Origin of the sequence: Dyella nitratireducens (assembly GCF_014642835.1) — a bacterium.
Classification (GTDB): Bacteria; Pseudomonadota; Gammaproteobacteria; order Xanthomonadales; family Rhodanobacteraceae; genus Dyella_B; species Dyella_B nitratireducens.
Genome location: NZ_BMJA01000003.1, coordinates 588,388 through 602,374, shown reverse-complemented (window position 1 = coordinate 602,374; position 13,987 = coordinate 588,388). Strand labels below are relative to the sequence as shown.

The 13,987-nt window shown below is 59.9% G+C and carries 7 protein-coding genes and 1 pseudogene; 3 read left to right on the top strand and 5 right to left on the bottom strand.

What is annotated here, in order from left to right; genetic code table 11:
• Positions 1–155: 155 nt before the first annotated feature.
• Positions 156–3,473 carry an autotransporter outer membrane beta-barrel domain-containing protein gene (locus IEX75_RS18495; RefSeq protein ID WP_188796453.1) on the top strand — a complete coding sequence of 1,106 codons (3,318 nt, stop codon included), beginning with the start codon at positions 156–158 and terminating at the stop codon, positions 3,471–3,473.
• Between the two features lie 90 nt (positions 3,474–3,563).
• On the opposite strand, the gene IEX75_RS18490 is transcribed toward IEX75_RS18495, so the two are convergent.
• The gene (locus IEX75_RS18490; protein WP_188796451.1) at positions 3,564–5,297 is read right to left on the bottom strand and encodes a S53 family peptidase; all 1,734 of its coding nucleotides are present in this window, start codon (positions 5,295–5,297) and stop codon (positions 3,564–3,566) included.
• A gap of 155 nt (positions 5,298–5,452) precedes the next feature.
• Complete coding sequence (lhpH, locus tag IEX75_RS18485; protein ID WP_188796449.1) at positions 5,453–6,460, bottom strand: trans-3-hydroxy-L-proline dehydratase; 1,008 nt, start codon at positions 6,458–6,460, stop codon at positions 5,453–5,455.
• Positions 6,461–6,574: 114 nt separating this feature from the next.
• Between lhpH and IEX75_RS18480 the strand changes: the two genes are divergently transcribed.
• A complete protein-coding gene (locus IEX75_RS18480) occupies positions 6,575–7,312 on the top strand; it encodes a FadR/GntR family transcriptional regulator (RefSeq protein ID WP_188796447.1) in 738 nt (245 codons plus the stop codon).
• Between the two features lie 245 nt (positions 7,313–7,557).
• Here IEX75_RS18480 and IEX75_RS18475 read toward each other — a convergent pair whose 3' ends face one another.
• The gene (locus IEX75_RS18475) at positions 7,558–10,377 is read right to left on the bottom strand and encodes a TonB-dependent receptor plug domain-containing protein (RefSeq protein ID WP_188796445.1); all 2,820 of its coding nucleotides are present in this window, start codon (positions 10,375–10,377) and stop codon (positions 7,558–7,560) included.
• A 300-nt stretch (positions 10,378–10,677) separates the two neighbouring features.
• Between IEX75_RS18475 and IEX75_RS18470 the strand changes: the two genes are divergently transcribed.
• The gene (locus IEX75_RS18470) at positions 10,678–11,874 is read left to right on the top strand and encodes a glycoside hydrolase family 27 protein (protein ID WP_188796443.1); all 1,197 of its coding nucleotides are present in this window, start codon (positions 10,678–10,680) and stop codon (positions 11,872–11,874) included.
• A gap of 326 nt (positions 11,875–12,200) precedes the next feature.
• Here the strand turns inward: IEX75_RS18470 and IEX75_RS18465 are convergent, their stop codons facing one another.
• Positions 12,201–13,421 (bottom strand): SGNH/GDSL hydrolase family protein, encoded by a 1,221-nt coding sequence (locus IEX75_RS18465; protein ID WP_188796441.1) that lies wholly within the window; start codon positions 13,419–13,421, stop codon positions 12,201–12,203.
• 269 nt (positions 13,422–13,690) lie between these two features.
• Positions 13,691–13,867: pseudogene (locus IEX75_RS24245) on the bottom strand (response regulator transcription factor); the annotation flags it as partial.
• Between the last annotated feature and the right edge of the window lie 120 nt (positions 13,868–13,987).

Below are 13,987 nucleotides of genomic sequence, written 5' to 3'. Positions count from 1 at the left end.
AATGACAGAGATGCGGCCATTTCGTGCGCTGAAATGAAGCGCTGGCCTCTGCGGCGACCGGAGATGGTGAATCCGCACAGGTAGGTTTTTCCTCCGGCGCCACGTCTTTGAGTTATCGATCAATGACGCTGTGTCACAGGGGAGAGAAAAGCAAGATGAGTCGTATTGCATGTGCACGCTCACTATTGGCGTTGGCCTGTATCTTGGCGCTTACGCAACGCGCCCATGCGCAGACGTCGTCGCAACCGACCACCATTCCGCTGGACGTGATCAGCGAATCCGGCGGCGGGGTTGCCGAGGACAGGCTCGGCATCAACATAGGTGTCAATGGCGCTGCACCGGAGGAATACATCTTCGATACCGGCTCGACCGCCTTCAATATCGATGTTGGCTCCAACAGTAATGGCCAGGCTTGGTTTCCGATCGTATCGGGCGTGCCCATCACGCCCACGTCGCCTGCGCTCACGCTCTATGGCGATGGCACTTACGGCAATCTGGGCGCGAACACCACGGTGTCGAGCGTGCAGTTTTACAGCTCCTCGTCCAATTCGGTGGCGGCCAGCTTTGCCAACGGACAAGGCATCCCGGTACTAATAAACCAGGGAAATGTAGCGACCGCGACGAGCTTGGGTGGCGACCAGGCTGGTGCACAGGTGGGTTATTACCTGCCTACCTATGGCTACAGTTTTACGTTCGCCGAAATCGCGAAGTACGGGCTCAACACGCAAGGCGAGGTTCCGATTTATCTGGATGCGACCTGGCAGCAAAACCTCAACCAGGGTATCGGTCCCGAAGATGGCGGAACGTTCAAGTTATTCGGCATTTTTGGCGCCGGTGAATTCGGTAGCGATAGTGTGCTGGGCAATCTGACCACCAGCGGATACATCGTCGCGGCCAACGCTGAATTGGGTACTCCGCAAAATTGCAGTGGCTGTGGCCATGTGATCTTGAATCTGACGCCAGCCTTGCGTGCGCAGTTCCTCAGTCTTGTGCCGTGGAATGGCGGCTCGCAGAGCACGTTCCCGCTTTCGGGCGCGCCGGTATCGGCAAACCAGTTCGATCTGGCTTTCGCTTATACGCTCAATGGCGGCAAGTACAGCGCCACGCTGCAAACGCTGCTGGACTCTGGCACACCAACCATCTATCTCAACGATGCAGGTCTGCTGGCGGGTGAAACGGCCGCCGGCCACGTGGATGCAAACGGCAACGAAATACCCGGCGTTACGCTGACCATGACCGGCAGCGCGGCGGGTGCGCAACCGACGTCGATCGCCACTGGCAACGATGGTTCGGGCGATTTAAGCAACGTCGTCACGCCTGGCAGCAATCCTTATACGAGTCCTGGTCAGGCGCTCTACGGCATCTCGTTCTTCTTCAACAACTCCGTGATGTACGACCTGCAGAATCAGGAGACCGGATACACGCCGTTCTTCGTCTCGATCGACCCGATTTCGACGACGGGCGGCTACACGATTTCCGCAGCCATGCCGCCGCAGGGCATCGCCGGCATTATTTCGGGCAACGGGCCGTTGATGGTGGCCTCGGGTGGCATGGCGCAGCTTACCGGTGCCAATACTTACACCGGTGCCACGCAAATCGCGCAGGGCGGTTGGCTGGGTCTGGCCGGCCCTGGCACGATTGCAGACTCCTCCGGTGTGCAAGCGGATGGCACGCTGGATATTTCGCGTGTTTCAGCGCCGGCCTTGATTCAATCGCTTTCCGGCGCGGGCAATGTGGCGCTGGGTGCGAATACGCTTGAGTTGACCAACGCTTCCGGCACGTTTGCCGGCGTGCTGGCCGATGGCGGCCTGGTGGGTGGAACAGGCGGCAGCCTGGTGATTGCGCAGGGCATGGAAACGCTCACCGGCAGCAATACCTTCACGGGAAGCACAGGCATCAGTCCTGCAGGTGGGCTGACGCTCAACGGATCGCTGGCAGGCAGCGTGCTCGATGCCGGTCTGCTGGAGGGACACGGCACGATCGGCGGTGGTCTGGTGGTGACGGGCGTGATCGCGCCGGGCAACGGTTCCGGCACGTATCAAACGTTGACGGTGGTGGGCAATTATCTGCAGAACGCCGACTCGACTTACGTGGCGCAGGTGAATCTTGCTCAGCCCGGCACATCGAGCCAGATCATGGTGCAGGGCAAAGCGGTGGTGGCGTCGGGTGCGCAGCTCAGTTTGCTGGCCTCGCCGCCGAGCCAGCTTTATACCCTCGGTACGCGCTATACGCTGCTTTCGGCCGCCCAGGGTTTGACCGGCACCTACACGCTATCGGGTAACACCAGCCTTAGCGCCACGCTGGGTATCAGCACGGTCTACGATGCTGATCATTTCTATCTGGATGTGATCCAGCAGCATGCGTTGATCGATGCAGGCTACACGCGCAATCAAGTGGCGACGCTTGCGGCGTTGCAGAGTCTTCCGGCCTCGAGCGCATCGTTCATCGCCGTATCCAATTTGGCGACGGATGAAGCGATCCGGCATGCGGCCGATATTCTCTCGGGTGATTTGCATGCCAGCGTGCAGAGCAGCTTCTTCGATGACAGCCGTCTGATTCGCGACGCGGTGACCGAACGTTTGCGGCTGGCTGCGCTTCCGGATGATCAAGCCTCGGCGTCTACGGAGCAGAAGACGCAGACGCGCGCCAACGGCTTGACCTGGTGGGGACAGTTCGTGGGTTCATGGGATCGTCTCGATGGCAATGGCAATGCGGCGACCTTGTCGGACACGATCGGCGGCTTTCTGCTGGGTGCCGACATGCCGCTGGGCGATCACGCCCGCGTGGGTTTGGCCAGCGGTTATACCCAGACCGGATTCCAGGCATCGCAACGAGGCGCAACGGGCAATAGCGACGACGCGTATTTGAGCGTGTATGCGGGTACCCAGTTGGGAAGTTTGGCGTTGCGCGCAGGTGCTGCGTACACCCAGCACTCGTTGACCATGAATCGCAGTTTGGTTCTGCCGGATATGAGCGAAGCGACCTGGAGTCGCAACAAGGCTTATACGGCGCAGGTGTTTGGCGAAGCCGGCTATGCGTTTGCATTCAAGGCCGCGACGCTGGAGCCCTTTGCGCAGGCTGCCCATGTCGCCCTCAACAGCGACGGCTTCCAGGAGCGTGGCGGTGCTTCCGCGCTTTCCGGCAGCGGCAGCAATCATGCGGTGACCTACACGACCCTGGGTGCGCATGTGAACACGCATTTCGCGTTCAACGGCGATGCGTTTACGGCTTATGGCACGCTCGGCTGGCGTCATGCTTCCGGATACGTGGAGCCGTACAACGTCATGGCATTCGCCAACAGCGATCCGTTTACGGTGCAAGGCGTACCGATTGCCCGCAACGCACTGGTGGTCGACGCGGGCTTGATGGTGCAGGTCACGCCGGCCGTGTCGTTCAGTGTGGCGTACGACGGGCAGCTGGCGCATCGCGCGGTGGATAGCGGATTCAAGGGTGGCGTTACGTGGCGGTTTTAATGCGTAGCCATGGAGTGTTTTTTGCTGCGTGAGGTTTGCGATGCCGTGGACAGGTTCGTCCACGGCATCGCCGGTATGCCTATCGGCAAATCAGTGCTGGAGTGCCATTCCCGTGGCGAGCGCGCCGGCGTTCCATGAGCCCCAGCCAGAAGCCTGGTTGAATTGCCCCGGGACCACCGAATATGCGCCGTTGCTGCCTCCCGTCAGCAGGTGGTAACACGTAAGGCAGTCACCGCTGGTCTGGTTTACCTGGCCCACGCCGATGTCATAAAAACTCTGCTGCCAGAAATTCGGCGCCACGCCACTCTGCAACAGCCGTGCATAGGTACCTGCCAGCAGCGGTGCAGCCAGGCTGGTACCACCGTAGACCGCCCACTCGGTTTGATAGGTGCCGCTGCTGTCATAGCCGCCAGTGACAATCCACAGCCCTGAATTCGGATCGCCATCCATGACGAAGTCCGGCGTACTACGCATGTTGCCGACGATGTTGGCGACCGCATTCTGGTAATTCGGGCGCCCTTCCGTCGCAGCCGGTCCGCTTTCGCTCGATGTCCACAGTGTTTCGTGATCGTAGGTGGTGTAGGAGTCCACCGTGTTGTAAAGGGTGGAGGCTCCCACCGACACCACATAGGGCGAACTGCCCGGAAAACCGGTCGAGCTTTCGTTGTTGGAACATCCCGGATAGCCGCCGTCATCCTGGGTGATCGCGAATACGGTGATGCCCTTGGCCACCGCGGCCGAGAGTTCCTGATCCCAACTGTTGCGCAGATCCTGGCCGATATCCGAATCGCAGGTAGCTGCAAACGAGAGGGAGATGGTCGATCGATCATCGTTGATGGCGGCAGTCACCGCCGTCAGTTCATCATCCAGATTCGTCGACGGGGCCGAATAGAGCGCGATTTGTTGCAGTCCGCCCGTCATGGTGGCGACGGCATCGACGTCGAGCGCCGCTTCCGTCTGCGCCTCGTAATCGCCCGGCGTGTAACCGGTGGGATAGATCACATCGAGCGGAATGAAGCCAAAGCCGTAATGGCTGGCCCAGGTCTGGTACAGGTAATTGGTGTTGCTCTGGTCGCCCACGCCGATCACCGCGACGACCTGGTTATTGGCCGGTGCCAGATTGTTGGCTCCGTACAGCGAGGGAAAATCGGTCGGGGCGTGCACGCATTCCCGGCAGGCCACGACGCCCGCCGTCGACTGGGTGCCAGGCGCGCCCTGGCCTTTCCAGGTGACCTTGCCCTGGGCCGTGGCGGCCATCTTTGCTCCCGATACGCCGCGTTCCTGGAATGAGCGCAATCCGTGTACGGCGGCGATCACGTCGCTTAAGGATGATGGAATGCTCACCGCATCCGCATTGGCAATGCCCGCTTGCTTGCCGCGATGAAGGCTGTACAAGCGCGTTTTGAAAGCTGCTTGCACGTCCACTGCGGTGCCTGATGCCGTAACGATCAGGTTGTCCTTCGACACATGGATATCGCTGAAGCCGTTGGCATGCAGATAGTTGTAGACGCGCATGGCGTCGGCATGGTTCGGCAGGTAGCGGGTGGCCAGATCGTGGTCCGTCAAGGGGCTTCTTGCGTGTGTGCGTACTTGCTCCGCCACCTGTGCCAGTTCGTCTGGGTGATGCATTTTCAACACGACGTTGACCCGAACCGGCGCGTTGGCGCTCATCAACGTCGCCTGGTCACCGGCGTGTAGCGCGATGGGCGTTGTGTCGCTTGCTGGCTGGGCCTCCGTGGCAAATGTCGTTCCCATCGCTCCGGCGCTTGCGAGTGCGCACAAGGCGATCGCCAATCCCCTCGATAGAATCGTGGTTTGCAGCATGTTTTACCCTCCCGATGGCTGGATGTTGTGGTGATTCAAACAACGTGATTGCCAGTCCAGGCGCTGGCGTCATCCAGCATGGGAGTGCTTGGGGTGCGGGTCTTGATGAAATTTTCGATGAAGGGAAGTGGATGTCGGCACAAATGCCGGCGTTGTCAGCGCACGAGAAACCCATGCGCCAGCGGATCGCGCTCATCGATCAGCCACTGCGCGAAGCCGCACACATACGCATCGCCTTCGATCTCCGGAATCACGGCATCGAATCGATCGAGCCTGGTTTCGGCCAGCACGCGTCCACGGAAGATCGTGCCGATGATGGATTCGTTGACCAGCGTAGCGTCCCGCTGCAACTCGCCGCGCAAGAACAGTTGTGCCACGCGCCCAGCCGTACCGGAGCCAGTCGGTGAGCGATCCACTTCGCGATCGGCAAACACACAGCAATTCGCCTGGCTTGAGCCGGCATGGCGTGGCGCGTTGTCGATGATCGTTCCGTAGATGTGGTTGATGTCGGGAATATGCGGGTGGGCGACCTGGTACGCGGCGTTGGCGGCGCGTTTTACTTCGTCGCCGAATTGCGTCAGCCGTTCGACCTCCGCCTCGCGAATCGACAGCCCGAACGGTTTGCCCGACGCATAAAAATAGAATGCACCCCCAAAGACAATGTCGCCGTGCACGTCGCCGAACGTAGGTGTCTGCACGACGGCATCGCGCTGCCAGATAAACGAGGGCACGTTGACGAAGCGCACGCGTCCGGCATGCTCGCCGTTCCACGGCACGAAGGCTTCGATGAATCCGCACGGCGCATCGATGCCGACGCGCGTTTCCGGCGTGCTGCGCTCTACCCAGCCCAGTTCGACCGCCGCCGTGGCCAAGGCAATGACGCCGTGGCCGCAATGATCGCTATAGCCTTCGTTATGCATGAAGATGATGCCAAAGTCGGCGCGATCGCTCACCGCTTCGGTGAGGTAGCCACCATACATTTGCGCGTGGCCGCGTGGTTCCAGCATCAGCGCGCGGCGCAGATGGTCAACGTTTGCCTTCATCCATGCACGGCGTTCCACGATGGTTCGGCCCTGCGGCCTTGGCCACCCGCCGGTCACGATGCGGAAGGGTTCGCCAGCGGCGTGCATTTCCACCGTGCTCACGAAACGGTCCAGCTTCATCCTTTCCCCTTGGTTGTCGAATGGGTTGAAATCTAGACCACCATTGGCTCAGTATTTGACCAAATATATTATTTATACGTCAATTTGGTCGATGTAAGGACCAGTGGAGAGGATATGGGCAAGGCACAGGCAATCCTCGACGGCTCGTTTCAGCCCAAGCAGATCTATGAGCAAGTCGCCGAACGTATCCGCGCCGACATCCGCAGCGGCCGAATCATGGCGGATGAGCGCTTGCCGTCGGAACGGGAATTGTCGTCGCGTTTTCGCGTTGGGCGTCCAGCAGTACGTGAGGCGATCGGCGCACTGCAAAACCAGGGGTTGGTCATCACACGCCGCAATGCCGGCACCTACGTGAGCAGCGACGCGATGCAGCGATTGTCGATGACTGCGGCGGCGAGTGCAGGCGTGACGGATGCTGATGTCAGCCCTGGCGCGACGCTGGATCTGCGCCGCATTCTGGAGCCTGCGATCGCCCGGCGCGCGGCGCAACGTGCCAAGCCGGATGCGTTGGCCGAGCACTATCTGGCGCAGATGGCATCGATCACCGATATCGACGATCCCGAACAATGCGCGCTGTGGAACGACAGCGACCGCTTGTTCCATCGCCAGCTTGCGGTGATGACGGGTGATCCGCTGCTGGTGAAAGTGGCCGACGTGGTCGCCAGCACGATGGATCAGCCGTTGTGGAAGCGATTGAAGGACGACGGCATTTACGAGGCCCATCGCGTGCAGCTCTATGTGTCCGAGCATCGGCTGATTTACGAGGCGATTGTTTGTGGCGATGCGGATGCGGCGGCGATGTATGTGGAGCAGCATGTGAAGCGGGTGGGGAGGGATGTGGTGCCGCGCTAATGGCTCCTTCTAGCTTCCGAGGAGAGAGCGTGCACGCATGGCACTATAGTCTTCAATCTTGCCTCACCGTCATTCCGGCGAAGGCCGGAATCCATCGCCAGTACGAAGCATGGATTCCGGCCTTCGCCGGAATGACGGTGAGGTGCTACGAAACTTCCCCGGACAGCAGTGCGCTTTCGCGGGAATGGCGGCCGTGAGTAACGCTTACCTTCAGGACAAACCGTCTCTCCGAAGGCAAGAAAACATCACCCTTTTTTTCCAAACCGATAATCCGCCTGCAACATGATCTCCCTCCCATAGATGTTGTAGTTGTAGTTGTTGAAATACGGGAACGTGCGGCTGCTGCGATAACCGGCATCAGACGGCGGCATCTTGTTGAACATGTTATTGATCATCAGCGACAGATCCAGGTTCTTCGTCGGCGAATAACCCACGCTCCAGTTGTAAAGAATCCACGGCGGCAAATGCCCCGCGCCCGGATACGTGGGCCCATAGGTAAACGCGACATAATTCGGCGTCGGGCTGTAGCGATGCCAGTACAGCGTGCTGCGCCATGTGTCATGCCATGACCAGCTCAGGGAGCCGCTCGCCAGATCCTTGAATTCCGTGCTCCACAGCGGATTGGTGAGTTGGTTGATCGGTGTCGTCCCCGGGTATTCCTGAAACTGATGCTTGAGCATGTCGTTGTAATCCAACTGCACGGCAAACGTGCCAAGGCGGGTTGGATCAAACAGGTATTTGGCTTCCCCCGTGACCGAATCGGTCACTTCGTTGGCGATATTGATGTAATACAGGTCAAGGTTGGTGACTTGACCTGTATACGGACTACGGACGATCTGCGCGTAAGCACTCTGGCAAACGGCCGAATCCGACGGCAGCTGGCCGAGCCGGCATTGCGCTTCCTGACGCATCAGCATGTCCGAGCTTTGCAGCTGGATTTCATTGTTGATGGCGATATGCAGGAAATCCGCACTCAGGCTCAGGTTTCGCACCGGTGCCCACACAGTGCCGAAGGTCCAGCTTGCGGAGTTGGTGGGTTGCAGCTTCTTGCTGGGCAGCACATTGATCTTCACGCCATCGGTGTAGTCGGCCGTGCAGTTCTGGTTGTTGCCCTTCGTTGCGCACTGGTAGTAATCCGTCACGCTGTTGTATTGCCCGGACGGCCCAAGAAAGATCGACGACATGTCCGGTGCAATGAAGCCCGTGGCGTAATTGCCGCGAATCAGCCATGTCTCGAACGGGCGGTATTCAAGGCCGATCTTATAGGTGAACTTGGTATTGGGTGATCCGTCCTTGACGGTGTAGCGATCGGTGCGCCCCGAAAGATCGAGCGTGAGCTGGGAAAGCACCGGCAAGTTCAGCTGGAACGCAGAGGCGACATGGTCGCGCTGTCCGCCGCCGGATACGCCGGTATTGCCCCAGAGCAATCCGTCCGCCACCAGCGGATTCACCGGGTTGTACCAGGCCTGGTTGCCACCTTCCACCAGCCATGCAAAGCCTGCGTCGCCGCCCGGCAAATGGAATAGGCTGTCGTTGCTGACGGTGCCGCGCAGGTCATTGATCCAGGTGTTGTACAGCGCGTTCACGTTGATCGTGAAGCTGTTGTATTGCGCCGGCGTGATGGGTGAAAAGAATGCAGCGTAGTTGGGGTGATACATGTTGTAGCCGGTGTTGGGATCGACACCCACCACCGGCCCGAGCATGGATTCGAAAAAGCCGTCCACGGCCGCGGCCGGATGCAGGGGGCTGAGATCGGTGGTGCGTTCGCCGGAGCGCAGGAAATACACATCCCAGTTCCAATCCGAATCGCCGAAGGTGCCATTGGCGCCGAGGTCGGCCTGGTACATCAGATCGTCCTGGCGCAACAAGCCGTTGTAGTTGTTGTCGCCCACTTCTTCCGGTGCAAAGAAACGCTCGGGATACAGCACGTGGTGCGTGGTGGCATCTTCGATCATGCCGCCGGGAAGATCAGCCGGACCCCACCAGTTATAGGCGATGCCCGCGGTGAACTTCTGCTGTTGCCAGCTCGCCAGCACGTCGCCATACAGGCGTACGTAGTCGTTGAGCGCGTAGCGCAGCTTCAGCATGCTGCTGTAGCTGCGGGCCTGGTTGATGAAGGTGCCGTAGCTATAGGTTTTGGGCGAGCCGCAGAAGCTGCCGCTATATGGCGCGCGGTATACCTGCGTGGTGGTGCCCGCGAACAAGCCGCTCAACGCGCCGCATCCATTGGGTGGCGGAACAAAACCCTGCAATGGGCTGCCCAGCCCTGTGCCGTAATCCCACATCGCTGCCACGATGATGGGACGCGGCGCCGCCGTGGTGAGGTCGCGCTGGTAATACCACGCGGGCGATTGATTGAAGAATTCGAACGTGCCGACCACATCCAGCCTGCCGAACTGATGCCCGAACGATACGGAAACGCGCTGATTGGCGCCGCCGCCGAGGCTGTAGTTGCCGGTGCGTACGCTTACATCGGCGCCGTCCATATGTTGCTTGGTGACGATGTTCACCACGCCCGAGATCGCCTGCGAGCCGTAGATCGACGAGCCGCCACCGGGCAGGATGTCGATGTGGTCGACGATGCTCATCGGGATATTGCCGACATTGGTGAAATCGCTCACGCCGCCGTAGAGCTGGCCGAATTGCGAGATCGGCTTGCCGTCCAGCAAGGTGAGCGTGTATTCCGGATTCAGTCCGTAGAAGCTGAAGGTTTGCGAGCCCTGGTTGAACCCCGGCGTCTGCGAACCCGGCACCGTGCCGGTGGCGAAGACCGAGTTCTGCAGCACGTCTGCGACGCTGTTGTAGCCGCGCGCCTGCATGTCCTGTGCCGTGATGGTGTAGGTGGGGGTGGCTGTCTGGATTTGCGCGTTGTTGATCAGCGACCCGCTGACGATCACCGTATCCAGGTTCTTGGCCTTGTCTTTTTTGTTGCTGCCGGACGATGGCCCGTTGTCTTGCGACGATGTGCTGTCCTGCGGCGTTACCGTCGTTTGCGCTTGCAGACCGGCAGCCATGACGAGCGACAGCGCGGCCAGGATCGCCACGGCGATCGGATGTTTCGACATGTTGTTCTCCCCTTCGTTCTTGTCTGCCAACGCATTTCAATGACGCGTTGCCGTGTTGGATGGATGCCTGCACGACGGCACACATCCGTGTGCGCCGTCACGGCGAAGATCATTGGCCAGGCATCAGGAGCGGGTCTTGATCAAAATTTTTCACGAGAGATGCGCATGTCTGCACAATCGAACACATTGCGGCGAGAATGCGAAAAAATGCTTGCGTTCGTGTATCGCGAACTTAATATCTGGCGCGCAAAGCGGCATGCACGTTGCTATGCCTGCCAACACTCAACAGCGAGGTCATCCATGCGCTTTTCGTGTATTGCTGTCGCAGTGCTCACTCTGCTGGCCACCAGCGTGCGTGCTGAAACGCCCGTGGCGAAAACACCACCCATGGGCTGGAACAGTTGGAATTATTTTGCCGAGAAAGTCACCGACGCCGACGTGCGCGCAGCAGCCGATGCGATGGTCAGCAGCGGCATGCGTGATGCCGGTTATATCTATGTGAATATCGACGATGGCTGGCAGGGCGAGCGCGATGCCAAGGGCGTGATTCATTCCAACGCACGTTTCCCGGATATGAAGGCATTGGCCGATTACGTGCATGCCAAAGGCCTCAAGCTCGGCATCTACAGTTCGCCGGGCCCCAAGACTTGCGCGGGCTACACCGGTTCGCTCGGCCACGAAAAACAGGATGCGCAGACTTACGCCGCATGGGGCGTGGATTATCTCAAGTATGACTTGTGCAGTTATCTGGACGTGATGAAGGCCAAGGCGCCGAACGATCCAGAAGCGCAGATGCGGCTGATGGAAAGTGCTTACGAGACGATGCGCGATGCCTTGGACACCACGCATCGTCCCATCGTGTATTCCTTGTGCCAGTACGGCATGGATGCGGTGTGGGAGTGGGCATCCGATCCGCGCGTCGGCGGCAACCTGTGGCGTACCACGGGTGATATCTCCGCTGACTGGGATCGCATCTACGCGCTGGCTTCGCAGCAGGCGGGGCTGGCGGCTTATTCACGTCCTGGCCATTGGAACGATCCGGATATGCTGGAGGTTGGCAACGGCCAGCTCACCGCCGCAGAAAATCGTTCGCATTTCAGCTGGTGGGCGATGCTTGCCGCGCCGCTGCTGGCGGGTAACGACCTGTCGCACATGTCACCGGCGGTGCGGGATATTCTCACTCGCCGCGATGTGATCGCGGTGGATCAAGATGCGCTCGGCAAGCAGGCAACCCGCGCCTATGCCGACGGCGAAACGGAAGTGTGGACGCGCCCCTTGCAGGGCGGTGCACTGGCGGTGGCCGTATTCAATGTTGGCGGTACGCGTTATGCAGGTACGCACCCGTTCCATCTGGATCTGGCCAAGCTTGGCTTGCGTGGAACGCAGCAGGGCGAGGATTTATGGACGGGGAAGGCGGTGACGCTGCAGGATCACCAGCCGATTGCACTGCATACGCATGATGTGTGGCTGGTGCGGATCGCTGTGCCGAAGCGGTGAGAGAACTACGCTGTAGCGCGATGGTTTACATCTTGCCCGATGTCATTCCGGCCTGCGCCCATTGCTGTCCGGGGAAGTTTCGTAGTACCTCACCGTCATTCCGGCGAAGGCCGGAATCCATGCTTCGCACTTGCCATGGATTCCGGCCTTCGCCGGAATGACAATAAGGCAAGGTTGAAGACTATGTTGAGAACAAGTTCCTCGCTGCATTCCTTTGCCAAAGCCGCCCATAGAAGGACAGTTTTCCGAGCTCGGCAAAACTTTCCCCGGACAGCAGTGGACCCGCATCAGAATGACGACTCGCTTTATGCGAGTCGTCCGATGGTTTATGGCGCGCTAAACCACTTCAAATCAATCGCCTGAGCCATCACCTTGTAGCCCGCACTGCTGGGATGCAGATGATCGCCGCTGTCATAGGCGGGTAGCATTTTTTCCGGCGCGGATGGATCGCGAATGGCTTTGTCGAAATCCGCCACGCCGTCAAACGCGCCGGCGTTGCGGATCCAGTCATTCACTTCCTCGCGTGTCTTTTCGCCTGCAACGCTGTGATAAGGCCAGCCGTTGCCGCCGTAAGGCGTCAAGGTGGCGCCATAGATCTTCACGTGTTTCGCATGGGCACGGGCGATCAGGGTTTTCATGCCTTCGATAAGCTGCTGCGCGGAGATCTTGTCCTTGGCATCCCACGCGTAGCCCGAGCCGCCGATATCGTTGATGCCTTCCAGCAGCACGATCCAGCGCACGCCGGGCTTGTCCAGTGCATCGCGATCGAAGCGGGAGAGGGCACTGGGGCCGTAGTTGTCGTGCAGGATGCGGTTACCGCCGATGCCGGCATTCGCCACGCCGATGGATGAGCGCTTTGCATCGGCTTGCAGGCGTGCAGCCAGGTAGTCGGGCCAGCGCGTGTTGGCATCCGACGTCGAGCCCACGCCATCGGTGATGGAATCGCCGAAGGTGACGACGGTGGATGTTGCGGCAGGGCCGGAGACTTCCACGTCGGTAAGGAAGAAGCGCATGCCACTCACTTCACCCTGCGGGTACTGCGTGGTGGCGGTAGCATCACCGCTTTCAGTGATGAAGGCGGTGGCCAGGCCGGCATTGTGGGTGGTCGACGCGTGGTATGGCGCGTCAGCCGGTGCGTAGAGGCTCACGGCCAATTCCTGCAGCGGCTTCACCTCCATCTTTACCGGATCGCTCAGCACGCTTTCGCCTTTCGCGATGGTCACCGTGGACTGGCCGTTGAACAGCAGCGCGTGATCGCTGCCGGGCACGGTATTGGCGCCGTCAGCATGCAACGCAATATGCGCCGGCCCGAGGGTGACGGGCACGTTGCCGAACAGGTTGGAAAGCCGGATGCGTACTTCCGAGCCGCCCACGCTGGTGCGCACGATCTGGCGCACGGTTTGCGCGTTCAGTACAGGGCCGGCGGTGTCTGGTGCAGCTGCCCAGGTGTCCACCCAGGTGTGACGGTCGGCGCCTGCTGCCATCGTGCACGCCGTGAATCCGCATACCGAGCCGGTCAAAACCCATTTCAAAAGCCGATGACGCATGCCGTTCCTCCCATGTGATCGTGGCATCGAGCACGTATAGCAAAAGGCGGTTTATCTTAATTGTCGGTCGGTATTACAAAAGTGTCTGTTGCGGCGCAAAAATCATCGCAGTCGACGTTTGCCGCAAGGCATGTCCTTGCCTCACGTCATTCCGGCGAAGGCCGGAATCCATGCTTCGCACTTGCCATGGATTCCGGCCTTCGCCGGAATGACGACTCGCGCTGAAATACACCGACGCGGGCGGCCGTGTATCTCGCAGAGATGCGTTTTCAGTGAAAGCCGCACTTGGCCGCATGCACCGCCGCCTGCGTACGATCCGCGCAACCAAGCTTCTGCAAAATGCGTTCGACGTGGCTTTTCAACGTGCTCGCAGCGATACCCAACCGCTTGGCGATGGCCGCATTGGTCAACCCGCGCGGCAACAGTGCGAACACTTCCAGCTCGCGTGATGGCTCATGAGCACAAGCATGCCGACATTCTTGCGGTCGAAGCGCAACGGAATGCAGATCTCGAAGCACGGCAGGGCATCCGTTTCCGGCCGCCAACGGCTGCTTGTTTGCCGATGC

What these genes read in the sequence shown, in the direction of transcription:
- IEX75_RS18495 (WP_188796453.1), top strand. Translation starts at nt 156, where the DNA reads ATGAGTCGTATTGCATGTGCACGCTCACTATTGGCGTTGGCCTGTATC.
- IEX75_RS18490 (WP_188796451.1), bottom strand. Translation starts at nt 5,297, where the DNA reads ATGCTGCAAACCACGATTCTATCGAGGGGATTGGCGATCGCCTTGTGC.
- lhpH (WP_188796449.1), bottom strand. Translation starts at nt 6,460, where the DNA reads ATGAAGCTGGACCGTTTCGTGAGCACGGTGGAAATGCACGCCGCTGGC.
- IEX75_RS18480 (WP_188796447.1), top strand. Translation starts at nt 6,575, where the DNA reads ATGGGCAAGGCACAGGCAATCCTCGACGGCTCGTTTCAGCCCAAGCAG.
- IEX75_RS18475 (WP_188796445.1), bottom strand. Translation starts at nt 10,377, where the DNA reads ATGTCGAAACATCCGATCGCCGTGGCGATCCTGGCCGCGCTGTCGCTC.
- IEX75_RS18470 (WP_188796443.1), top strand. Translation starts at nt 10,678, where the DNA reads ATGCGCTTTTCGTGTATTGCTGTCGCAGTGCTCACTCTGCTGGCCACC.
- IEX75_RS18465 (WP_188796441.1), bottom strand. Translation starts at nt 13,421, where the DNA reads ATGCGTCATCGGCTTTTGAAATGGGTTTTGACCGGCTCGGTATGCGGA.